The organism is Paraburkholderia aspalathi (assembly GCF_905220735.1).
Classification (GTDB): domain Bacteria; phylum Pseudomonadota; class Gammaproteobacteria; order Burkholderiales; family Burkholderiaceae; genus Paraburkholderia; species Paraburkholderia aspalathi.
Genome location: NZ_CAJNBA010000007.1, coordinates 289,846 through 312,126 on the forward strand (window position 1 = coordinate 289,846; position 22,281 = coordinate 312,126).

The following is a 22,281-nucleotide window of genomic DNA, read 5'->3' on the forward strand; positions in this document are numbered from 1 at the left end:
CAGGCGCCGCGCGCCCGCTGCGCAGCAATTCGCACGCCCACCGTCCGGATAGCCGGTTCGTCAGGCGCGCTGGTCACTGCGTTCAAGGCGCTTCGTAATTGCCGGTGCCGTCCGGCCATGGCGTCAGCAGCTCGTAGCCCTCTTCGGTCACGGCGATCATATGCTCCCATTGCGCCGACAGCGAACGGTCTTTGGTGACCACGGTCCAGCCGTCACGCTGCACCGCGGTGCTGGCGCGGCCCGCGTTGATCATCGGTTCGATCGTGAAGACCATGCCCGGCTTCAGACGCACGCCCTGCCCCGGCTGACCGTAGTGCAGCACTTGCGGGTCTTCGTGATAAACCTTGCCGATGCCATGCCCGCAGTAGTCGCGCACGATCGAGAAACCGTCGCGCTGCGCGATCTTCTGGATCGCGTAGCCGACGTCGCCGAGCGTGGCGCCTGGCTTGACCTCGCGAATGCCGGCCAGCATCGCTTCATAGGTCGTGTCGATCAGCTGGCGCGCCACCGTGCTCGGCTGGCCGACGCAATACATGCGGCTCGTGTCGCCGAAATAGCCGTCTTTGATAATCGCGACGTCGATATTGATGATGTCGCCGTCTTTCAGGATTTCGCTGCGGTTAGGAATGCCGTGGCACACCACCTGGTTGACGGACGTGCAAACCGTCTTCGGAAAACCCAAATAGCCAACATTTGCCGGAATCGACTTTTGTGTATTGACAATGTAGTCGTTGCACAGTGTGTCGAGCTCGTCGGTGGAGACACCGGCCTTGACGTGCTCGCCGATCATCGCCAGCACGTCGGCCGCGAGGCGGCCGGAAATGCGCAGCTTGGCGATGTCGTCAGGAGTCTTGTAGGTAATGGCCATGAATTCGGTGGGGCTGAAACGATGTTGACGATCGGCCAATTGTACAGAGGATCGCCGGAGGGCCTCCGCGAGCCGGACGGGACCTGCTAGCCGGGCGTTTTTTCCGCACGACGCCGATCGGCTTTCTGGAGTCGGAAAAACCGTGTCAGCCTGCCCCATGCTGCGAGCGCGCAGAGAAATCTTTTGTGAGGCTTGCATCTGGCCGCGCATTCGCGTCGTAAAGAAGTTGAGGACTCGATTTCTTCCCCACATCGTTTAGTTCTTCTCAGAAGAACGGGGCCTCTTTGCGCCCGCGATTTGCGTTTGAGCATCGCGTGGATAGCAGTTGTCCGCGCGTATGCGTCGCGAGTCCGCGGCATTGGCGTCGTACCATCGGAGGAGCATAGCCATGTCGGAATCCAGCAATAAATCAGCAGAGCTTATCGACGTATTCGACCGCCGGGTTGAACGGCGCCTGCAGCGCAGACAGTTTTTCCGCAACGCTGGCGGACTCGGCCTAGGTCTGGTCGGCGGCACGCTGATCAGTGCGTGCGGCGGTGGCTCCGGCTCGAGTGCCTCGGCCGCCAGCGCACCGACCGATCCGGAGATTCTCAACTTCGCGCTGAATCTGGAATACCTGGAGTCGCAGTTCTATACGTATGCGACAACAGGTGCGGGCCTCGCGGCCAGCATGACGTCCGGTCTGGGTACGCTGGGCACGGTAATTCCAGGGCAGCAGGTGCCGTTCCAGGATCCGGTCGTTCAGGCCTATGCGAACGAAATCGCCAACGACGAACGCGAGCACGTCACCTTCCTGCGCAGCGCGTTGGGCTCGGCGGCAGTCGCGATGCCCTCGATCGACATTGGCGGGACCAATCCGAACGGAGCGTTCTCGAACGCGGCGCGCGCTGCGGGTCTGGTCGGCGCAGGCGTCACCTTCAATCCGTATGCGAACGACAACAACTTCCTGCTCGGTGCGTTCATCTTCGAAGACGTCGGCGTGACGGCCTACAAGGGCGCCTCTCCGCTCATCACCAACAAGACCTTCCTCGAAGCGGCTGCCGGCATTCTCGCGGCTGAGGCGTATCACGCCGGGCTCGTGCGTACAGTGCTGTTTGCAAAAGGCGTCGACACGGCGAGTATCTACACCGCCGCCAACGCCATCTCCGCCGCGCGCGCCAGCCTCGACCAGAACGGCCACGACGATCAGGGCATCACGGGCGCGACGTCTGGATCGTCGAACATCGTGCCGCTCGACAGCAACGGGCTCGCCTTCAGCCGCGGCTATGGCAACGTACTCAACATCGTCTACCTGACGAGTTCGATGGCGACCAAGGGTGGTTTCTTCCCGAACGGCGTGAATGGCACGCTCAACATGAGCGCCTGAAGCACGCAACGTACTGTGCCGGATGCACCGGCAACGGGTCGCCGCGATGACGATCGCGCTCACCCGTTGGCCGGCCTTCATCTGGATTGCCTTGAACGCTTGAAGACGGACAGGAGCAGTCATGAACAAAGCGATCAGCCAAGCCGCCGTGCCTCAAACCCTCACCGAGCAGACCTGTTTCGATATCCGCGAAACGCTGGCAGGACGGCGTCGCGGCTTGCGGACGATGCTGCCGTTCGTTGGACCGGCGGTCGTCGCTTCGATCGCGTATATGGACCCGGGCAACTTCGCCACCAATATTCAGGCGGGCGCCGGTTACGGCTACACCCTGCTCTGGGTGGTCGCGTTGGCGAACATCGTGGCGATGTTATTTCAGACGTTATCCGCCAAGCTCGGGATCGTGACCGGCAGCAATCTCGCCGAACTATGCCGCTCGGTCCTGCCGCGCCGTTGCGTGCTCGCGATGTGGGGCATCAGCGAAATCGCGGCGATGGCGACCGACCTGGCAGAATTCGTCGGCGGTGCGATTGGCGTTTCGTTGCTCACGCATCTACCGATGATGCCGAGCATGCTGATCACCGCCGCCGTCACCTACGGTTTGCTGCAGTTCGAGAAGCGCGGCTTCCGCCCGCTCGAACTGGCGATCGCGGCCCTCGTCGGTGTGATCGGGCTGTCGTATCTCGCCGAGTTGCTGATTGCGCCGGTGCATTGGTCATCGGTTGTCAAGCATACGTTCACGCCGGGCATGCCCGATAGCAACGCGCTGACGATTTCCGTCGGCATTATCGGCGCAACGGTCATGCCGCATGTGCTGTTCCTGCATTCGGGACTCACGCAGAATCGCGTCAAGCCGCGCAATGAAGGTGAGCGCGCCAAACTGCTGCGCTTTTCGAATATCGAGGTGGTGGTTGCGCTCGGCGTGGCCGGACTCATCAACATGGCGATGGTGATCATGGCGTCGAGCGCGTTTCATGCGGGGCATGCCGATATGGCCAGCATCGAAACAGCATGGCGCACGCTCACGCCGCTGCTTGGTGGCGCCGCGGCGGGTCTCTTTCTTGCGGCGCTGATTGCGTCCGGTGTGTCGAGTTCGGTCGTCGGCACGATGGCCGGGCAGATGATCATGCAGGGCTTTGTCGGCTTTCATATCCCCGTATGGGCGCGGCGGCTGATTACGATGGCGCCGGCGTTCGTGGTGGTTGCCTGCGGAGTGGACGCGACGCGCGCGCTGGTGCTGAGCCAAGTGGTATTAAGCATCGCACTACCGGTGCCGATGATCGCGCTGGTGTGGTTCACCTCGCGTGGCGACTTGATGGGCCGCTACCGGAATCGCCGCTCGACCACGATCGCCGCGGTGGCGGGCACATTCGCCGTGCTGGCGCTCAATCTCATTCTGTTGCTGCAAGTGGCCGGCATTTCTCCATGGCCGCCGTTCCACGCGGGATAAGGTGGCAAAGCAGCTTTCTGCATCCGGTTATCGGGTTGGCGCGTACATTGTTCGAACGCTTATTCACGAACGATTTTCGACGGACCCGACTTTCATGCCTCGACGCCTGCTTACCTTGACCGCCGCGCTGGCGCTCGCCGCTCTGGGCGGCTGTAGCGCCGCGGGCGTACTCAACGCCACCGTATCGCACAAGAACTTCCAGGTTGAGCACAGCCTCGCGTACGGCCGCTCGCCACGGCAGACGCCCGATGTCTACATGCCCGCCGCCAATTCACCGCAAAGCGGTTCGCACGGCCGTCCGATCGTCGTGTTCTTTTACGGCGGCAGCTGGCAGAGCGGTTCGCGCGACAGCTATCTGTTCGTCGGTGCGGCGCTGGCTTCGCGTGGCTTTGTGGCCGTGGTGCCCGACTATCGGACGTGGCCGGAAACCACCTTCCCTGGCTTTGTCGACGACGCGGCCGCAGCCGTGCGCTGGGCACGCGATCACGCGGCCGAGTTCGGCGGTGACCCGTCACGGATCTTTCTGATGGGTCATTCGGCCGGTGCGCATATCGTGATGCTGCTGGCCACCGACGGTCGCTATCTCGCAGCGCAACAGATGAGCAAGCGCGACTTGAGCGGCGTGATCGGCCTTGCCGGCCCGTATGATTTTCTGCCGCTGCACGACGCGACGCTTGAAGAAATTTTCCCGCCTGCATTGCGCGCGGCGAGCCAGCCGATCAACTTCGTCGAAGGCGACGAACCACCGGTGTTCCTCGCAGCGGGCGAGCGCGATACGACAGTCGATCCGGGCAACACCGACCGGTTCGCGGCCAGGCTGCGCGCCGCCGGCGACACGGTTGAAGTGAAACACTATCCGCGGATTGGGCACGCGCTGCTGGTCGGCGCCATCGCCGGGCCGTTGCGGGGCTTTGCGCCAGTCCTCGACGATACCAGCGCGTTTATCGACGCACAGACGAGCCGTGAGGTGCAGCGTGATGGTGATGCGCAATCATCGCCATGCGCATCATGCACGCTTCACTGCGCGGTACCGAGCAACTGTCTGCGCAAGGTCGGCGCGCGCGTCGACGGATCGAGCCAGATGCCGAAGAAGGCCCGTGCGAATGTAGGATCGTCGAACTCGCCGGTCATACGGTCACCCGCATAAAAACGCACGCCCTTGTCCGGCAGATAGACCGCGCTTAACTGGTCGCCGGGACCGACATCGACAAACGCCTGCATCATATCCGCACGCCAGCGCTCCAACGTATCGGCTGGAATCGGCGCGCTGGCAAGACGCTTGATCTCGCTGATACCCGCATCGACGAACCGCTCGCGCTTGATGCCGCGAGCGTAAATGATGTGCAGCGCGAAGCGTTCGTCATAGTCGATGGGTACGCGTTCGCTCCACATCTGCGCACGGTAGAGCTTGAAGCCGAACACGCTGAAATCGCCCTCGCCCACGAGTGTCGCGGACTGCATGTCGCCGCGCCAATCGGCGCAGGCGGCCGTCGCCCACAACACCAGCACGATCGCCGCGAGCACACGCATATCAGTCCGCCGAGGTGAGCAGGAACTGCATCACGTCCGTGCGTCCTTCGTCGAAGCCAGCTTCGCAGTACGCCAGATACAGCCGCCACGTCCGCACGAAAATCTCATCGAAGCCTTGCGTATGGATCGTATCGAGTTGTGCTTCGAACGCGCTGCGCCAGCGGCGCAGGGTCTCGGCATAGTCGTGTCCGAATGCCAACGACGTACGTGCCGTGAGCTTGCCACGCCGCGCCGCTTCGATGAAACGCTGCGGACTCGGCAACATGCCGCCCGGAAAAATGAATTCGCGGATGAAGTCACTGGTCGCGCGATAGGCGGCGAAGTGTGAATCGTCGATCGTGATGGTTTGCACGAGCGCGCGTGCACCAGGCAGGAGACGTTCGCGCAAGATGCGGAAATACGTCGGCCAGAATTTTTCGCCGACCGCTTCGAACATTTCGATCGATACGATGCTGTCGTACTGGCCCGTCAGCGTGCGGTAGTCGCGTAGTTCAAGATGCACCTGATCACTCAGACCTGCTTCGCTCACACGTTGCTTGGCGAATTCAAGCTGCGCCTGCGAGATCGTGATGCCGTGCACGTGGATTCCCTGGCGCGCCGCGTGCATCGCAAAACCGCCCCACCCGCAGCCGATTTCCAGAATGCGCATGCCTTCGCGCAAACCGAGCGTATCGATGATGCGTTGATACTTCGCATGTTGTGCGGCTTCGAGCGATTGGTAGAAATTGCCATCGAACATAGCGCTCGAATAGGTGAACGTCGGATCCAGCCACTGCGCGTAGAACGCATTGCCGATATCGTAGTGCGCGTGAATATTGCGCTGGCTGCCCGCACGCGTATTGGGCCTGAGCTTATGACGCAGCCCGTACCAGAGTTGCGCGAGCCAGCCGCCGTAGACCGTGCGTTGCAGCGCGCGCTCGTTGCGAATCGCGACGCGCAGCAAGGCGGCCAGATCAGGCGTGTCCACCCAGAACGTGCGCCATGCGTCGGCGAAACCGATGTCGCCTTTGCGCAGAATCGCGCCGCACGCACGCCAGTCGCGCAGCTCCAGACGCGCGCCCGGTGCCGCATGCGGATCGCCGAACACGCGCTGCTGACCGTCGGGCGTGATCAGCACCAGATGCCCAACCTGAATCCGTTCGAGCAGAGAGAGAAATAGACGGCCCGACGCGGGGATGGTTCGGTGCTCGCTCAGGGTTCTTGAAAGCGCCATGGCTGAATCTCCTCAATCGGACGATATGGGGCGCGCAGCGGCGGACGGTTGGCCGGCTGCGGCGTGGTCGGTGGATGCATCGGCGGTGCGACTCGGCGCAGGATGTTTGCCGTAGAACGGCGCTTTCTTGAAGGCGAGACGCAACGCCTGCCAATGAATTCGTACGACGACGCCGACGGTCAGCAACGGTTGGCGGATCAACGCGGCGAGCGCTGTCGAGCGCGTTAAGGGTTTTAATCGGCCACCCAGCGCGGTGCGGATCAGCAAACCGTCAGCGTCGTGGTAGTCGATCGAGACCGACGCGCTGTTTGGCGTCTCTCTGACGCGAAATTCGTAGCTCCCCTCGACGCGGCAAAATGGCGATACGTGTAGCACTTTTCGGCATTTGAGTTGTGTTTCGGACGTGATCGGAGCGTTGCCCGCAGCGCTCAAGAGGTAGCTATGGCGATCGCCAAAAGTGTTGCGCACTTCGGCCAGCAACGCGCGCAGATGACCGTCTCGATCGTGGCAAAACCAGAAACTGACCGGATTGAATGCATAGCCGAACACACGCGGGAACGCTTGTAGCCAGATCTTGCCGTCCGCTGCTTCAATACCCGCCGCCGATAGTTGCGCGCGCATCCATGTGGCGAGATCGCTACCGTCGCGTGGACCGTGATCGCGTTGGTGCAAGCTGAGCGGCCGCCAGCGATCGACGCCAAACCACCTGCTATCGAGCGACGCAAGACGATCCAGATCGCAGCGCACGCAAAACACCGGGTACGTGAAGGGATGATGCTTCGGCCGCAGACGCTCGTGCATCACCTGCCCCGTCAAAAGCCAGGCAGCCGGATCAACGTTGGCTTCGACGCGAGCGGGATTCATAGTTTGGCCCACGCCGGCGACGCGTCGAAATCGGCGGCCACGCGCAGTGCCGACTTCAGACCGTCCTCGTGAAAACCATAGCCCGTCCATGCGCCCGCGAACCAGGTACGGCGCTTGCCTTGCACCGACTGCAGACGGTGTTGCGCATCGATAGCGGCCAGATCGAACAACGGATGGTCGTAGACGAAGCGGCGCAACTCGGTGCCCGGCGCCGGCTGCGTCACCGGATTGAGCGTGACGACGAGCGGCGTTCTGAACGGCAGCGGCTGCAGTTGATTGACCAGATAACTGACGCACACCGGATGCGTGCCGTCGACCGCGCGGTTCCCCAGATAATTCCACGCCGACCACACACGCTGACGACGCGGCAGCAGGTTCGTATCTGTATGCAGCACCGCGACGTTCGGCTGGTAACGCACGGCGCTTAGCACGCTGCGCTCGTCCTGATCGGCGTCGTTTGCCAGCAGACGCAGCGAGGTCGGCGCGTGGGTGGTGAGCACCAGCGCGTCGAAGCGTTCCGTGCCCCTATCCGTGAAGACATCGACGCCGTCTGCATCGCGTCGCACACCTTTGACTGCGGTACCGATGCGCACGTCGTCGAGCGTGTCGACGATACGCCGTACATATTCGCGCCCTCCTCCGACCACCGTTTTCCACTGCGGCCGGCGGTTCACCTGAAGCAACGCATGGTTCAGACAAAAGCGCAGGAACGTGGTGGCCGGGAACGCGAGAATGTCTGCAGTCGCGCTCGACCAGATCGCCGCGGCCATCGGCAGCAGGTAGTGACGCTGGAACGCGCCGCCATAACCTCCGGCCGTCAGCAGTTCACCCATGGATGCGCGCGTTTCCATCGCGAGATCGAGATTGCTTTGCGCACTGCTGTTGAAACGCATGATGTCGCGCAGCATGCCGATGAAGGTCGGCGAGAACAGGTTGCGACGTTGCGCGAACACGGTGTTCAGGCTGGTGCCGGCCCATTCAAGGCGGCCTTCGTCGAGCGAGACCGAGAAGGTCATTTCACTCGGGTGCGACTCGACACCCAGTTCGGCGAACAGCGCGATCAGGTTCGGATAGGTGCGGTCGTTGAAAACCAGGAAGCCCGTGTCGACGGGATGTGTGTGGCCCTCGAGGGTGACGTCCACGGTGTTGGTGTGGCCGCCCACGTAGCCGGCCGATTCAAACAGCGTGACCTGATGGTTGCGCGCCAGCAGATAGGCGCTGGCCAAACCCGAGATACCGGCGCCGATAACCGCGACCCGCGAGCCGCGCGGTAGTGGTGAGGTCGGTGCGGAATGGGTCATGGGCGCGTCTCCTGGTTTCAGGGGCGCGCGGTCGGTTAGTTGGGTATGGCGGGGTGGCGCGTCCTTGAAGGGATTTACGCAGCGGGGGTTGAAACGGATGCAAATCTGGCGGATTTTGGACGGCAGACACGGGCACGCGACCCGGCGAGACAGAGCTAGCCGACGTGCGGCGTGCTCACATTGGCAATCGGGGAGAGTTGTTCATGCCGGGCCGCGAGGGCCCGGCAGAAAAATCTACCGCGTCAGCGCACCGGAATGATCAAGTGCTGACCGATAAGGATGAGGTTGGGGTTCGGCAGGTTATTGCGCTTCTGCACTTCAACAAATCGCGCACCGCTTCCCAACTGGCTCGCGGCAATGGCGTTCAGCGTGTCGCCCGAGCGGACCACGTACGTCTTCTCGCCGCCGGTCGCAGCGGTGGTGAGCACCTGGTCGCTGATGAAGTATTTACGCAACAGGTCCAGATAGGCCGGCGACTGCTTGACCTTCGCGATCGCGGAGTTCAGGTAGATCAGGAGCGCGCTGTCTTCCTTGCGTACGCCGATTTTGTACGCGAGATTGGAGCCGTCCAGCTTCGTGACAGCGAAGGTCAGGTCAGTGCCCTTGATTTCCGATACGCCGAACGGATAGTCGTAGACGATGGCGTCGACCTGATGCTCGTCCAGGAAGTGCGACATCCACGACCGCTGACCTTCGATGCTCGCATCCGACAGCTCGACGATCTTGCTATTCGGGAACGCTTTCTGGACATACGCTTTCACGTCCGGATCGCCCTGCAGCACGCCGACCGTTTTGCCCGCCAGGTCGGCTGCGGAGCGGACCGGCGAACCCTTGGCGACGATCAACGAATAGCCGAAGTCCTCGACATAGGGAATCGAATAGACGACGCCGCTCGGGGTGTTGTCGGGGAACGTCAGGCCGTCCATGGCGACGTCGACGACCGCGTTGCCCTGCTTGTCGGTTTTCGTCAGCTGATCGGGGACCGCCGGATACGTGTCCACGCCGTGGTGCGTGTCGACGGCGATGGTCGGATGATCGCCCGAGGTGAACTCTTTCTGCGCGAACAACAGATTGGCGAAGTCGACGTTGAAGCCTTGCGGCTTGCCGTTGTCTTCCGAGTAAAACGGCCGCGATGGATTTTCGACGCTGACGCGTACGACGCCGTTGCTCAAGATCGACTTCAGCGTGTCCTTGTTGGGCACGAAACCGTCTGGATTGCTCGGGGCTGGCGTTTTGACGTCGGCGCTGCTGGGGTTGCCGGTGTCTACGCCGTTCACCCCGCCATTCACCGCGACGGTGTCTTTGTCGGCGCTCTGGCCGCTGTTAAGCGGATTTTTCAGGCCGCCTTCGTGGATATACCAACCGGCAGCCAGTAAGATCAGGAAAAGAACCGAACCCAGAATTTTCTTCATTATTTTTTGATCGAGTTGAGTAGTCGAGCGGTGCGCGCCAGATTATTTGGGCGCCGCGGGCGAGCCGAGTTGCTGGGCGGGCTGACTGATAGCGCCGATCTCGGTAGCGGCCTTGGCTTGCTGCACTTCCGCGCTTTCCATCAGCGACGTTTCCATTTCGGAAAATGCTTTGTTGACCGAGTTCATCACAGAGTCGAGGGCGGCGTCGGTTTTGATTTGCGCGAACGTGTCGCTGGATTGCATGCCGGCGATCTTGTTCATGCGTTGCGCGGATTGCGACATATCCCACAGCGCTTTGGCCCGGTCGATCGCGTCGGAGAATCGCTTGAGTTCGTCCTGAACCTGCTTATAGCGCCCCTCGCGAAACGCGAGCAGTTTTCTCATCGTCGCGAGTTGGGTCTCGAAACGCGCCGCGTCTTCCGGATACTGCTTTTTAAACTGCGCGGTTTTATCTTCGAAGTTTTTCACTTCTGTGCGGAAATCCGTGATGCTCTTCTTGAACCGCTCGGCCCCTTCCTGCTTTTCGGCCAGTTCGTTGTAGAGCGTCTCGATCGGGTTCGACTTCGCTTCGTTCACGAACATCTTGACCTTCTGGTTCGCGAACTTCATGGCGAGAACGGGACCGAAGTTGATCGCCGCAAGCCCGATCACCGCCGCGAGGATCAGGCCTACCAGGCCTTTGACCAGCAGGATGGCGAGCGGCGCGCCGATGGCGATGCACAGCCCGATAATCGACCACTTGATGACTTTGTATTTCGTGCTGCTTTTGGTCGTGTCAACGACCGAATTGCCGACTGACATGTGAATCCCCTTTTGAAGCCTGTTTTACAAAACTGGTCTTGCAAACTGTTCGGGACATCGTTGTGGCTATGCGTTTGGCGTCGGTGTTTTTAGGCTCGACGCGAAAACGCTGTATGACTTTACAGGCACTCAGGCGACTCGGGAAGTGCCACTTCTTTTTCACCATAATTCGGCGGGTCACGAAGTCGAATTGGCCTAGTGGGCAATGGCTGCGCGCGTTGAATTCAGGCGGAAATATTTATGACAAACAAGCATCGGATTATTTTCTAATTGCTTTCAATTTGTGCGTTCGCGGTAAGTGAATTCGTTCTTGCGACCTGAGAACGCACATGTCCATTATGTGAATCGCATAAATTCGGTGCTGTGCTCGCTTTTTTGCATCGTTTTGGATGAAACAAAGTTGGGTGGTGAAGAAGGCCTCGCAGCGCAATCAAACGGGCGATGCGGGGGGCGCAATGATCAAATGCTCCCCTGGCCAGCGACAGCCGGGATAAAGAGAACGAATGACGATCGATTCAAATTAACGTTTCATATCCAATGTGTTCAAGGTGCCGGCCTGGCTCGCTCGCGCGCCAGGCCGTACCGTGCCCCTCATCAATCTCCGGAGCACGGTGATGCTGCATACATTGCTAGCCAGACGCGAAGGGCTGACTACAATGTATTGATAAAAGCAAAATTGCAGGGGCAGTCGGCGGTCCATTCAGGCATAGCGGTTAGTAGCGTGACGTTTCAATTCCTTCATTGGAGGCACGGCCATGACCTGCCTGAACGAAAGGATTGTCGGCGCAATATTCCTTGTTCTGACCGGATATGCGTTCGCGGGTGGCCTTGCCACCGACCTGCCCGAAGCGATGACCGTTGCGAACATCGCGCCTCTGCCCGAGACGGTTGTTCCACCCATTCCGGAACCGCAACGGTATTTGCACCGTTATGAAATGGAATATCAGTCGGACCAGGGAAAGCCGTTTTACGCGCAAGTCGATAATTTCTATAGCACGCAGGCGCCCCGCGAATTCCGATTTGGCGCTGGGAGCGTTGCGACGCCAGCGCCTGAGGCGGCACCACAGCAGACGTCGAGTTATCTCAATCTGGGGCCGTCGTTGGCGCCGCAACTCTCGATAGCCCAGTTGCCGAACACGACTTTAACGCTCGGTGCACAACCGCAGCGAAGGCTGTCGTTGACTGTCAACGATTGGGTCTTTTCTGGAACTGCGCGTGTGGCAGTTTTCCATTCGCATGATACGGGTGCGACGCTTTCTGTTTGGCATGGCTTCTGAGCCGGGCACGCGATTCGAACGACCCAAAAGCAAAACCCCCGCTGAACTTTCGTTCAGCGGGGGTTTTTAAATTTGGCGGAAAGGGTGAGATTCGAACTCACGGTACCCCTAAAGGTACACTGGATTTCGAGTCCAGCGCATTCGACCACTCTGCCACCTTTCCGGGTCTTCCAACTCACAGCAACTAGGCCATTTCGTCAGATCCAAGCGGGTCGTTGCTTGGGAGAGAAAGATTATAGAACAGCTGAAACCGATTTCCAAGCCCCTCGGCCAAAAAATTTAAAGGGACTTGGCAATCGGCAGCGGCCTCAGCCCGGCGCCAATCAAGCCGCCGGCACTTCCAGCCGTTCCACCCCACCGAGGTAAGGACGCAGCGCCACCGGCACCGTCACCGAACCATCCGCGTTCTGGAAATTCTCCAGCACTGCCAGGAGCGTGCGGCCAACCGCCAGACCCGAACCGTTCAGCGTATGCACCAGCTCCGGCTTGCCCTGCGCATTGCGGAAGCGCGCCTGCATCCGGCGAGCCTGGAACGACTCCGTGTTCGAGCAGCTCGAGATCTCGCGATACGTATTCTGCGCAGGCACCCACACCTCCAGGTCATACGTCTTGGCTGCCGAGAAGCCCATGTCGCCCGTGCACAGCGTAATCACGCGGTACGGCAGCTCAAGCTTCTGCAAAATCGCCTCAGCATGGCCGACCATCTGCTCCAGCGCGTCATACGACGTTTCCGGCGCGACGATCTGCACCATCTCGACCTTGTCGAACTGATGCTGACGGATCAGCCCTCGCGTGTCGCGGCCATACGAACCCGCTTCCGAGCGGAAGCACGGCGAATGCGCGGTCAGCTTGATCGGCAACGTGTCCGCTTCGACGATGCTGTCGCGCACCGTGTTCGTCAGCGAAATTTCCGACGTCGAAATCAGATACTGCGTGACCGTGTTCTCGTCACCGCCCTTCTCGACGCGGAACATGTCGTCGGCGAATTTCGGCAGTTGGCCGGTGCCGTACAGAATCTCCGGATTCACGATATACGGCGTATACACCTCGGTATAGCCGTGGTGCTGCGTGTGCGTGTCGATCATGAACTGCGCCAGCGCGCGATGCAGCCGAGCAATCTGTCCACGCAGCAACGTGAAACGCGCGCCCGACAGTTTCGCGCCGGTCTCGAAATCGAGGCCGAGCGGCGTGCCGACGTCGACGTGATCCTTCACCTCGAAATCGAACTGGCGCGGCGTGCCCCAGCGGCGCACTTCGACGTTCTCAGTTTCGTCTTTGCCTGCGGGCACGCTTTCGTGCGCCAGGTTCGGCACACCGAGCAGCAGGTCGGACAGACGCTTCTGGATATCGTCAAGCTTGGCCGCCGACGCCTTCATCTCGTCGCCAATCCCGCCCACTTCGGCCATCAGCGCCGACGTGTCCTCGCCCCGCCCCTTCATCCCGCCGATCTGCTTCGATAGGGTGTTACGGCGCGCCTGCATCTCTTCGGTACGGGTCTGGGTGTCGCGGCGTTCCGCTTCGAGGGCGGCAAAGGCCGCCACGTCGAGGGTATAGCCGCGGTCGGCGAGGCGTTTGGCGACGCCGTCGAGGTCTTTGCGCAGCAGCTGGATGTCGAGCATGGGATGGGGCAGGTGTTCGTTGTATGAAGCAGCGATTTTAGCGCACCGGCGCGGGCGGCCGGTGCGTTAGATGGTCAAGGCCGTGCGGAATGGCGACACGGCATCTGCAACCGCCGCAGAAGCCCGGGCGAAAAGGCTCAGCCCTTCTTCGGCTTGTTCTCGCTGCGCCACTGCGCGTCGAGCTCGGCCAGACGCGCCATCTTGTCGCCGATCTTGCCTTCGAGACCGCGCGGCGTCGGCTCGTACCAATGCGGGTCGCGCATGTTGTCCGGCAGATAGGTCTCGCCGGCCGCGTAGGCATCGGGTTCGTCGTGCGCGTAGCGGTATTCGTGACCGTAGCCGAGTTCCTTCATCAGCTTGGTCGGCGCGTTACGCAGATGCACCGGCACGCCGCGCGACTGGTCTTTGCTCACGAACCGCCGCGCTTCGTTGTACGCGTTGTAACCCGCGTTCGACTTCGGCGCGACCGCCAGATAGATAATCGCCTGCGCCAGCGCCAGTTCGCCTTCGGGCGTGCCGAGGCGTTCGTAGGTTTCGGAGGCGTCGAGCGCGATGCGCGCCGCGCGCGGGTCGGCGAGGCCGATGTCTTCCCATGCCATCCGCACGATGCGTCGCGCGAGATAACGCGGGTCCGCGCCGCCGTCGAGCATGCGGCAGAACCAGTACAGCGCGCCGTCCGGGCTGCTGCCGCGCACCGATTTATGCAACGCGCTGATCTGGTCGTAAAATGCGTCGCCGCCTTTGTCGAAGCGGCGCAAATTCTCGGCGAGCGCGCTGCCGAGCAGAGCGCCGTCGATTTCGGTGCTCTTCTGCTGGGCCGCCGCGCGCGCGACGATTTCCAGGTTGTTCAGCAGCTTGCGGCCGTCGCCGTCGGCGGAACCGATCAGGGCGTCGCGGGCTTCGTCGGTGAACGTGAGGCCGCCGAGTTCTTTTTGCGCGCGGTCGAGCAGTTCGCACTGCTCTTCGTCGGTGAGGCTTTTCAGCACGTAGACAGCGGCTCGCGAGAGCAACGCGCTATTCACCTCGAACGACGGATTCTCGGTCGTCGCGCCGACGAACACGAACAGGCCTGACTCGACGTGCGGTAAGAACGCGTCCTGCTGGCTCTTGTTGAAGCGATGCACTTCGTCGACGAACACTAGCGTCTGGTGGCCATTCGCGCGATGAATCTGTGCGGTCTCGACGGCTTCGCGGATATCCTTCACGCCCGAAAGCACCGCGGACAACGCGATGAACTCGGCATGAAACGCGTCGGCCATGAGCCGCGCGAGCGTGGTTTTGCCGACGCCGGGCGGGCCCCAGAGGATCATCGAATGGGCTTCGCCGGATTCGAAAGCGACCCGCAACGGCTTGTTCGGGCCGAGCAGGTGCTTCTGGCCGATCACTTCGTCGATATTGCGGGGCCGCAGGCGTTCGGCGAGCGGAACATTGGCACGGGTTTCTTCAAACATGACGTTTTGGGGATAATCTCGGCTTTTCCGGACGCGGTCCGTGTGAAGGCGGCGTGCTGCCGGATGAACAAAGCCGGCACGCAAGAGTGCGGGCAACGTCCTGCATTATGACAGTGACGGCGCTCGGGCGATGACCACGCCGGTTAGCCAGTAATCTCGCCGACAGCCTGACAGGCTAACATCGCGCGCGGATTGGCCGGCAACACGGGCATCGCACGCGAACATACAAGCAGCACCGAACGCACAAGCAACACCAACAGGGACAAGATTAGATGGCACAAGATCCACTCGCCGGCGACGCCGGCTCCACCTACGCACCACTCACGCCGGTGCCTGACGCGCGCCGCGCCTTTCGCACCGGCGACGCTTTCGCGCTCTGGTTCTCGCTCGGCATCGGCCTGCTGGTTGCGCAGGCGGGCGCGCTGCTGGTGCCCGGGCTGTCGCTGCCGCATGCGCTGCTGGCGATCGTGATCGGCAGCGTGATCGGCGTCGTATTGCTGGCGCTGGCAGGCGTGATCGGCACGGATACAGGGCTCGCGGCGATGTCGTCGTTGCGGCCGACGCTCGGTGTGCGCGGCGCCTCGGTGCCCGCCGTGCTCAATGCGGTGCAACTGGTCGGCTGGGGCTCGTTCGAGGTGATCGTGATGCGCGATTCCGCCGATGCGCTCGCCAAGCAGGCCTTCGGATTCTCGATGCCGCTGATCTGGACCGTGATCTTCGGTTTGCTCGCAACGCTGCTGGCCATCAGCGGCCCGTTGTCGTTCGTGCGCCGGTTTCTGCGCACGTGGGGCATCTGGCTGCTGCTGGCGGGCGCTGCGTGGCTCTCGTGGAATCTGCTCGCCAAGCACGATCTGGCCGAGTTGATGCGCCGTCCGGGTACCGGCGAGATGTCGTTCGGCGGCGCAATCGATCTGGTGGTCGCGATGCCGCTCTCGTGGCTGCCGCTGATCGCCGACTACACGCGTTTCGGCCGACGCCCCGGCGAGACCTTCCGCGGCACGCTGCTCGGCTATGGCATCGCAAACATCTGGTTTTACGCGCTCGGCGCGATCTACGGTCTCGCGGCCGGCGGCGGCGATGCGCTGCTGACCGGCGCGCTGGCTCAAGCAGGCGGCGGCCTCGCCCTGCTGCTGATCCTGATCGACGAAGTGGACAACGCGTTCGCCGACATCCACTCGGCAGCGGTCTCGACCGGCACGTTCTGGACGCGCGGCAGCGTGCCGTTGTTGTCGGCGGCTTTCGGCGCGCTGTGCACAGCGATCGCCTTGCTCGTGCCGATGGCGAAGTATCAGAACTTCCTGCTGCTGATCGGCTCGGTGTTCGCGCCGCTGTTCGGCGTGGTGCTGGTGGATCACTTCATCGTGCGCAAGCGTCGCATTGAAGCCGCCGTGCTCGGCGATGTGCGCGGCCGCTACGGCTTCTCGGGCGGCTGGCATCTGAGCGCATTTATCTCGTGGGCAATCGGGATCGTGGCGTATCAGGCGATCAATCAATGGCTGCCGAATCTGGGCGCTACGTTGCCGGCGTTGGTGATCGGCGCGGTGTGTTATCTGGCGCTGGTATCGACTCGGAAGACTGCCTACGCTTGAGTCGCGCAAGCATCGCTGCAATGAAGAGAAAAGGCCTGCATTTGCAGGCCTTTTCTCTTCATGCACCATCAATCGTGGTCAGCTCATCGCTTCGACGCCCGATACTCGACACCCGGCAACACGCACAGCAATTCAAACGCGAGATTCGCACCAAGCAGCGCGGTCGTACCGAACGGATCGTACGGCGGCGCGACCTCAACCAGATCGCAGCCGACGATATTCAAGCCATGCGAGCCGCGAATGATTTCCAGCGCCTGCGGCACAGTCAAACCGGCGATTTCCGGTGTGCCCGTACCCGGCGCAAACGCCGGATCGATACCGTCGATGTCGAACGTGATGTACACCGGACCGTCACCCATGCGTTCCCGCACACGCGCCATCAGCGGTGCCAACGACTGGTTCCAGCACGCCTCGGCCTGCACGACTTCAAAGCCCTGATCGCGGCACCAGTCGAAGTCTTCAGCCGCGTAACCCGTGCCACGCAGACCGATCTGCACGACGCGGTCGCAATCCAGCAAGCCCTCTTCCACCGCGCGGCGGAACGGCGTGCCGTGCGCGATCTTCTCGCCCATCATCGTGTCGTTGACGTCAGCATGCGCGTCGACGTGAATCAGGCCGACCTTGCCGTGCTTGCGATGAATCGCGCGCAGGATCGGCAGCGCGATCGTATGGTCGCCGCCCAATGTGATCGGCTTGCAGTTGTGCTGGAGGATTTCGTCGTAGGCGGTTTCGATGCGCTTGATCGAATCGTGCAGGTTGTACGGATTGATCGCGACGTCGCCGAGATCGGCCACGCGCAGCGAATCGAACGGCGCGGCGCGCGTCGCCATGTTGTACGGGCGCAGCAGCACCGATTCGCTGCGGATCTGGCGCGGTCCGAAGCGCGCGCCGGTGCGGTTCGAGGTGCCGAGATCGAACGGCACGCCGACGAAGCAGGCGTCGAACCCTTCGGCCGAGCCGACGTTCGGCAACCGCATCATCGTCGCAATGCCGCCGCAGCGGGGCATTGCGTTGCCGGACAACGGCTGCGGCCGTTCACCGGCGTCGGGGGAAATGAAAGAGGAAGTATTCATCGTGTCTCGGCAATGAAAAGAGGGGCAGTAAGCAAATACGTGCAACCGGCCGAGGGATCAATAGAAAAAGCGCACCTTGCCGGGCGAATCTCGATTCTTGAGCAGTTTCCCGCAAGTTAAAATACGAACAGAATAAACTTCACATTGATTCGTAGCGATGTATCCTGCCGTATGTTCTCCCAACTCACCGATCTCGACCTGCGGCTGATCCGCGTCTTCCTCGCCATCGTCGACGCCGGCGGCGTCTCGCCGGCCCAGGCCACGCTCAATGTCGGCCAGTCGACCATCAGTACGCAACTCGCCACGCTGGAAACGCGCCTCGGCTACCGGCTGTGCGAACGAGGCCGCGGCGGCTTCAGCCTGACCGCGCGCGGCGAGCAATTCATCGACGCAGCCCGCGCCCTACTGTCCGCCGTCGATACTTTCGGCATGCAGGCCCGCAATGTCGGCCGCAAACTGGTCGGCACACTCGATATTGGCATGATCGGCCACACACCGGTATCGGCAAGCGCGCGGATCAGCGACGCGATCGGCCGGTTTCGAGCGCGCGATCAGTCGGTGCGGTTTTCGATTCTGGTGCGCTCGCCGGGCGAGCTCGAAGAACTGCTGCTGAACGGCCGGATTCAGATCGGCATCGGCTATTTCTGGCATCGCGTGCCGTCGCTCGAGTACACCGAGGTTTTCGCCGAAGACCAGTTTGCGTATTGCGCAAAGGGACATCCGCTGTTCGCTTCTGCCGGCGAAGTACCGCCCGTTGAAGCCGCGGCTCACGAATGGGCGTGGCGGAGTTATCCACTACCCGAAGCCGAAAGCTCGACGACGCCGCAAAATGTCACCGCCCTCGCGGACAACATGGAAGCGGTCGCGATGCTGGTGTTGTCGGGACACCATCTCGGCTATTTGCCGGGGCATTTCGCGGCGCCGTTCGTGAAGCAAGGCTTGTTGGCCGCGTTGAATCCCGCACAGATGAAGTACCGCGTGGCGTTCCATATGGTCACGCGGGCGCGGCAGCATCGAACGGATATCGTTGAAGCGTTCATCGACGATATGAAGGCGGCGCATCCCGTGCAGGTGCTGGAAGTGGATGAGTAGCAGTTCGGCGTTGCACGCGCCGCCAAGAAAAAAGCCGCGCAAACGATGCGCGGCTTTTTCTTTGCATAGGCAAACTGCGGCAGCTTAACCGTTGATCACATCCGCGCCCTTCGGCACCGTGAATTTGAACGCATCGGCCGGCAGCGGCGGGTTCTTCTGAATGTTCGAGAACGTCAGCAGTGTCACGTTGCCGAACACATCGTGCAGTTCCATCGCTTCAAGATTGCCGTCCTTGAAGCCGATGCCAACGCGCTGAAACTGTGTGTCTTTTGCCTTGGGCGTCAGTTCGAGCCAGTCGATGCCGGCCTTCACGCCTGCATCATGCAGCGTGAAGTTCTTGTCCAGATCGTTGCTGCCGAACAGGATCGCCGCCGGGCTCGCACCGAGTGCGCCGCCAAGACTGCGCACCGTCACCTGGTTCAGATCCTTGTCGTACACGTACAGCTTGTCGCCGTCGGCTTGCAACAGTTGTGCGTAGGGCTTCTCGTATTGCCAGATGAACTTGCCGGGGCGCGCGAACGTGAACGTGCCGCTCGACGTGCCGGTCTTGCCAGTGGTGGACAGCACACCGCTCGCGCCGCTTGCACCCTGCGCCTTGCTCGGCGCGCGCACTTCCTGCTGCACGAAGGTACCGCGCGCGGAATGCACTTGCGCGACGAATGCCTTCAGTTGCTCGGTGCCGCTCGCGAAAGCTTGCGACGCGACGAGCATCGACGCGCCAATTGCCACACTGCCGACGCCGCGTGCGATCTTACGAGCGAGTCGGCCGACACGGTTGGGTTGAGCACTCTGTCGAGCGTGCTGCTGCGCGAATAGCTGCATGGTGTTTTCTCCCTTGATTGAATTTGTTGGACGGTCACGCCGGCGGGTGTTGAGGACAGCGGCCGGGCGACCGCGGCGGCTAGCTTGAACCGCGCAGCCGAGGGACGAGCCCTCAGCCTTGGGTCACAGCTTAAGCAAGAAGCCTTAAGCGGGGCTTATACGGCATTTATGCGCTGCGCCTTTTGCGGCTGGTTCGATGGGCCGGCCGTGTAGACCGCCTATTCCGCTTCCCGCGCCGGGGCAAGAATCTCTCGATTGCCGTTCGACGACATCGCCGACACCACGCCCGAGTTTTCCATCTGCTCGAGCAGGCGCGCCGCGCGGTTATAGCCGATGCGCAAATGCCGCTGCACCAGCGAGATCGACGCACGGCGGTTCTTAAGCACCACGTCGACCGCCTGGTCGTATAACGGGTCGGCCTCGCCGTCGCTCGAGCCCGATCCACCGGCGCCTGCGGAGCCTTCGTCGCCCTCGCCCGTCACGCCGCCTTCGAGAATGCCCTCGATATAGTTCGGCTCGCCCTGCTCCTTGAGCTTGTCGACGACGCGATGCACTTCCTCGTCCGACACGAACGCGCCGTGCACACGCACCGGCAAGCCGCTGCCTGGCGGCAGGTACAACATGTCGCCCATGCCGAGCAGCGATTCCGCGCCCTGCTGGTCGAGAATCGTGCGCGAGTCGATCTTCGACGACACCTGGAAGGCCATGCGCGTCGGTACGTTGGCCTTGATCAGGCCGGTAATCACGTCGACCGACGGACGCTGCGTGGCCAGAATCAGATGGATGCCGGCCGCGCGCGCCTTCTGCGCGATCCGAGCGATCAGCTCTTCGACCTTCTTGCCGACCACCATCATCAGGTCGGCCAGTTCGTCGATCACGACGACGATGTTCGGCAGGCGCGACAGCGGTTCCGGATCGTCCGGCGTCAGGCTGAACGGGTTCGGCAGCTTCTCGTCGCGCTTGGCGGCTTCGTCGATCTTGTTGTTGTAGCCAGCGAGGTTACGCACGCCGAGCTTGCTCATCAGCTTGTAGCGGCGCTCCATTTCGGCCACCGCCCAATTGAGCGCATGACCGGCCTGGCGCATGTCCGTAACCACCGGACACAGCAGATGCGGAATACCTTCGTAGACGCTCATTTCGAGCATCTTCGGATCGATCAGGATCATGCGGACCTGGTCGGCGCTCGCCTTGTAGAGCAGCGAGAGGATCATCGCGTTGATACCCACCGACTTGCCCGAACCGGTCGTACCAGCCACCAGCAAGTGCGGCATTTTCGCGAGGTCGGCGCACACCGGCTTGCCGCCGATATCCTTGCCGAGACCCATGGTGAGCGGCGAAGCCGCATCCGCATAAACCGCCGAGCCGAGAATCTCCGAGAGACTCACGGTCTGACGGCGCTGATTCGGCAACTCCAGTGCCATGAAATTCTTGCCGGGAATCGTTTCGACCACGCGAATCGACACCAGCGACAGCGAACGCGCGAGATCTTTCGCCAGACCGACGATCTGGCTGCCCTTCACGCCGGTAGCCGGCTCGATTTCATAACGCGTGACGACCGGGCCGGGATACGCGGCGACCACGCTCACTTCGACGCCGAAGTCCTTGAGTTTTTTCTCGATCAGACGCGAGGTGAATTCGAGCGTATCGGCGGAAATGGTTTCCTGTGCAGCCGGCGCTGCATCGAGCAGCGAGATCGGCGGCAAGGTGGAGTCGCCCGGCAGGTCCGTGAACAGCGGCACTTGCCGTTCTTTCTCGACGCGCTCCGATTTGGCGGGCGTGACGATGGGCGGCACGATCATGACCGGCTCGTGTTCCTCGATCCGCACGCGGCCCTTTTCGACCTTGCCTTCACGCTTCACGGCGGCGGCTTCGCCCAATTTACGGTCGCGACCGGCCTCGCGGCGCAGCTTGGCGAACGTGACTGCCGAAATGATCGACTCGCCGACCTTTTCCGACACCGACAGCCACGAAAAACGGAAATACAACGACAAACCGATGCCGAGCACGATAAGTAGGGCCAGCGTGCCGCCGGTGAAGCCGAGCGCATGGGATATGCCGCGCGCGACCGCCTCACCGATCACGCCGCCCGGCGCCCGTGGCAACTGCACTTTCAGCGACCACATGCGCAACGCTTCGATTCCGTCGCAGGCAAGCAACACCAGCATGAACGCGAACGCGTCCGCGAGCCACCCGGCATCGCGCGGCGCGTCTTCCTGCAGTTCCTCGTGACGGGTGATACGGCGGTAATTGGCGGAGATATGGCGGCCGAGCAGCACGATCCACCAATAGGCGGACAGCCCGAACAGGAGCAGCAGGATGTCGGACGTCCATGCGCCGACGCGGCCCGCCCAGTTGGCGATATGGTCGACCTGCGCGGCATGCGTCCAGCTCGGATCGTGCCGGCTGTAGCTGACGAGCGCCATGAGCAGGAACACGCCGAGCGCGACCTGCAAGATCCAGCGGATTTCGGTGAAAAGGCGCGACATGCGGTGCGGCAATGCCTGCGCGCTCGCGGAATAGGGAGCTTTTGCCATTGATCCTGTTGCTTGTGTGGCC

General features: G+C 61.9%; 17 protein-coding genes, 1 tRNA gene and 1 pseudogene. 6 read left to right on the forward strand and 13 right to left on the reverse strand.

Features of this window, described 5'->3' with window-relative positions; genetic code table 11:
- Positions 1-82: 82 nt before the first annotated feature.
- Positions 83-868 carry a type I methionyl aminopeptidase gene (gene map, locus KHO30_RS32315; RefSeq protein ID WP_211703357.1) on the reverse strand — a complete coding sequence of 262 codons (786 nt, stop codon included), beginning with the start codon at positions 866-868 and terminating at the stop codon, positions 83-85.
- A gap of 388 nt (positions 869-1,256) precedes the next feature.
- Here map and KHO30_RS32320 point away from each other — a divergent pair, with 388 nt between their 5' ends.
- From KHO30_RS32320 to KHO30_RS39795, 3 genes and pseudogenes are all read left to right on the forward strand, one after another.
- On the forward strand, positions 1,257-2,234 hold the full coding sequence (locus KHO30_RS32320) for a ferritin-like domain-containing protein (protein WP_211703358.1): 978 nt from the start codon (positions 1,257-1,259) through the stop codon (positions 2,232-2,234).
- A gap of 121 nt (positions 2,235-2,355) precedes the next feature.
- Positions 2,356-3,681: an Nramp family divalent metal transporter gene (locus KHO30_RS32325; RefSeq protein ID WP_211703359.1), complete on the forward strand. Its 1,326-nt coding sequence runs from the start codon at positions 2,356-2,358 to the stop codon at positions 3,679-3,681.
- 256 nt (positions 3,682-3,937) lie between these two features.
- Positions 3,938-4,546: pseudogene (locus KHO30_RS39795) on the forward strand (alpha/beta hydrolase); the annotation flags it as partial.
- 152 nt (positions 4,547-4,698) lie between these two features.
- On the opposite strand, the gene KHO30_RS39385 reads toward KHO30_RS39795, so the two are convergent.
- From KHO30_RS39385 to KHO30_RS32360, 6 genes are all read right to left on the reverse strand, one after another.
- Complete coding sequence (locus KHO30_RS39385) at positions 4,699-5,211, reverse strand: chalcone isomerase family protein (RefSeq protein ID WP_211703360.1); 513 nt, start codon at positions 5,209-5,211, stop codon at positions 4,699-4,701.
- Position 5,212: 1 nt separating this feature from the next.
- The gene (locus tag KHO30_RS32340; RefSeq protein WP_211703361.1) at positions 5,213-6,424 is read right to left on the reverse strand and encodes an SAM-dependent methyltransferase; all 1,212 of its coding nucleotides are present in this window, start codon (positions 6,422-6,424) and stop codon (positions 5,213-5,215) included.
- A 12-nt stretch (positions 6,425-6,436) separates the two neighbouring features.
- Positions 6,437-7,288: a DUF1365 domain-containing protein gene (locus KHO30_RS32345; RefSeq protein WP_211703362.1), complete on the reverse strand. Its 852-nt coding sequence runs from the start codon at positions 7,286-7,288 to the stop codon at positions 6,437-6,439.
- Positions 7,285-8,589: an NAD(P)/FAD-dependent oxidoreductase gene (locus KHO30_RS32350; protein ID WP_211703363.1), complete on the reverse strand. Its 1,305-nt coding sequence runs from the start codon at positions 8,587-8,589 to the stop codon at positions 7,285-7,287. Before KHO30_RS32350 ends, KHO30_RS32345 begins: the two co-directional genes overlap by 4 nt.
- A gap of 242 nt (positions 8,590-8,831) precedes the next feature.
- The gene (locus KHO30_RS32355) at positions 8,832-10,001 is read right to left on the reverse strand and encodes a transporter substrate-binding and LysM peptidoglycan-binding domain-containing protein (protein WP_211703364.1); all 1,170 of its coding nucleotides are present in this window, start codon (positions 9,999-10,001) and stop codon (positions 8,832-8,834) included.
- A 42-nt stretch (positions 10,002-10,043) separates the two neighbouring features.
- Positions 10,044-10,802, reverse strand: coding sequence for a hypothetical protein (locus KHO30_RS32360; RefSeq protein ID WP_093643920.1), 759 nt, complete (start codon positions 10,800-10,802; stop codon positions 10,044-10,046).
- Positions 10,803-11,557: 755 nt separating this feature from the next.
- On the opposite strand from KHO30_RS32360, the gene KHO30_RS32365 reads away from it, so the two are divergent.
- Complete coding sequence (locus KHO30_RS32365; protein ID WP_211703365.1) at positions 11,558-12,079, forward strand: hypothetical protein; 522 nt, start codon at positions 11,558-11,560, stop codon at positions 12,077-12,079.
- A gap of 73 nt (positions 12,080-12,152) precedes the next feature.
- Here KHO30_RS32365 and KHO30_RS32370 read toward each other — a convergent pair.
- The 3 genes from KHO30_RS32370 to KHO30_RS32380 all read right to left on the reverse strand — a co-directional run bounded on the left by KHO30_RS32370 (position 12,153) and on the right by KHO30_RS32380 (position 15,149).
- Positions 12,153-12,242: transfer RNA gene (locus tag KHO30_RS32370), tRNA-Ser, on the reverse strand.
- A gap of 160 nt (positions 12,243-12,402) precedes the next feature.
- Positions 12,403-13,698, reverse strand: a complete 1,296-nt coding sequence (serS, locus tag KHO30_RS32375) for a serine--tRNA ligase (protein ID WP_211703366.1) — start codon at positions 13,696-13,698, stop codon at positions 12,403-12,405.
- A gap of 137 nt (positions 13,699-13,835) precedes the next feature.
- Entirely contained in the window at positions 13,836-15,149 is a 1,314-nt protein-coding gene (locus tag KHO30_RS32380) for a replication-associated recombination protein A (protein ID WP_211703367.1), read from the reverse strand.
- A gap of 272 nt (positions 15,150-15,421) precedes the next feature.
- Between KHO30_RS32380 and cytX the strand changes: the two genes are divergently transcribed.
- A complete protein-coding gene (gene cytX, locus KHO30_RS32385) occupies positions 15,422-16,738 on the forward strand; it encodes a putative hydroxymethylpyrimidine transporter CytX (protein ID WP_200575217.1) in 1,317 nt (438 codons plus the stop codon).
- An 83-nt stretch (positions 16,739-16,821) separates the two neighbouring features.
- Here cytX and speB read toward each other — a convergent pair whose 3' ends face one another.
- Complete coding sequence (gene speB / locus KHO30_RS32390; RefSeq protein WP_054035089.1) at positions 16,822-17,811, reverse strand: agmatinase; 990 nt, start codon at positions 17,809-17,811, stop codon at positions 16,822-16,824.
- 171 nt (positions 17,812-17,982) lie between these two features.
- Between speB and KHO30_RS32395 the strand changes: the two genes are divergently transcribed.
- The gene (locus KHO30_RS32395; protein ID WP_054035090.1) at positions 17,983-18,903 is read left to right on the forward strand and encodes a LysR family transcriptional regulator; all 921 of its coding nucleotides are present in this window, start codon (positions 17,983-17,985) and stop codon (positions 18,901-18,903) included.
- A gap of 84 nt (positions 18,904-18,987) precedes the next feature.
- Here KHO30_RS32395 and lolA read toward each other — a convergent pair whose 3' ends face one another.
- Together lolA and KHO30_RS32405 are read right to left on the reverse strand one after the other, a co-directional pair.
- Positions 18,988-19,725, reverse strand: a complete 738-nt coding sequence (gene lolA / locus KHO30_RS32400) for an outer membrane lipoprotein chaperone LolA (RefSeq protein WP_211703368.1) — start codon at positions 19,723-19,725, stop codon at positions 18,988-18,990.
- A 218-nt stretch (positions 19,726-19,943) separates the two neighbouring features.
- A complete protein-coding gene (locus tag KHO30_RS32405) occupies positions 19,944-22,259 on the reverse strand; it encodes a DNA translocase FtsK (RefSeq protein ID WP_093643953.1) in 2,316 nt (771 codons plus the stop codon).
- Positions 22,260-22,281: the final 22 nt, after the last annotated feature.

Excerpts from the sequence above, each read along its gene's own strand:
- lolA (WP_211703368.1), bottom strand. The coding sequence starts at position 19,725 with ATGCAGCTATTCGCGCAGCAGCACGCTCGACAGAGTGCTCAACCCAAC.
- KHO30_RS32325 (WP_211703359.1), top strand. The coding sequence starts at position 2,356 with ATGAACAAAGCGATCAGCCAAGCCGCCGTGCCTCAAACCCTCACCGAG.
- KHO30_RS32345 (WP_211703362.1), bottom strand. The coding sequence starts at position 7,288 with ATGAATCCCGCTCGCGTCGAAGCCAACGTTGATCCGGCTGCCTGGCTT.
- KHO30_RS32350 (WP_211703363.1), bottom strand. The coding sequence starts at position 8,589 with ATGACCCATTCCGCACCGACCTCACCACTACCGCGCGGCTCGCGGGTC.
- KHO30_RS32340 (WP_211703361.1), bottom strand. The coding sequence starts at position 6,424 with ATGGCGCTTTCAAGAACCCTGAGCGAGCACCGAACCATCCCCGCGTCG.
- cytX (WP_200575217.1), top strand. The coding sequence starts at position 15,422 with ATGGCACAAGATCCACTCGCCGGCGACGCCGGCTCCACCTACGCACCA.
- KHO30_RS32380 (WP_211703367.1), bottom strand. The coding sequence starts at position 15,149 with ATGTTTGAAGAAACCCGTGCCAATGTTCCGCTCGCCGAACGCCTGCGG.
- serS (WP_211703366.1), bottom strand. The coding sequence starts at position 13,698 with ATGCTCGACATCCAGCTGCTGCGCAAAGACCTCGACGGCGTCGCCAAA.
- KHO30_RS32320 (WP_211703358.1), top strand. The coding sequence starts at position 1,257 with ATGTCGGAATCCAGCAATAAATCAGCAGAGCTTATCGACGTATTCGAC.
- KHO30_RS32360 (WP_093643920.1), bottom strand. The coding sequence starts at position 10,802 with ATGTCAGTCGGCAATTCGGTCGTTGACACGACCAAAAGCAGCACGAAA.
- KHO30_RS32355 (WP_211703364.1), bottom strand. The coding sequence starts at position 10,001 with ATGAAGAAAATTCTGGGTTCGGTTCTTTTCCTGATCTTACTGGCTGCC.
- KHO30_RS32405 (WP_093643953.1), bottom strand. The coding sequence starts at position 22,259 with ATGGCAAAAGCTCCCTATTCCGCGAGCGCGCAGGCATTGCCGCACCGC.
- map (WP_211703357.1), bottom strand. The coding sequence starts at position 868 with ATGGCCATTACCTACAAGACTCCTGACGACATCGCCAAGCTGCGCATT.
- KHO30_RS39385 (WP_211703360.1), bottom strand. The coding sequence starts at position 5,211 with ATGCGTGTGCTCGCGGCGATCGTGCTGGTGTTGTGGGCGACGGCCGCC.
- KHO30_RS32395 (WP_054035090.1), top strand. The coding sequence starts at position 17,983 with ATGTTCTCCCAACTCACCGATCTCGACCTGCGGCTGATCCGCGTCTTC.
- speB (WP_054035089.1), bottom strand. The coding sequence starts at position 17,811 with ATGAATACTTCCTCTTTCATTTCCCCCGACGCCGGTGAACGGCCGCAG.
- KHO30_RS32365 (WP_211703365.1), top strand. The coding sequence starts at position 11,558 with ATGACCTGCCTGAACGAAAGGATTGTCGGCGCAATATTCCTTGTTCTG.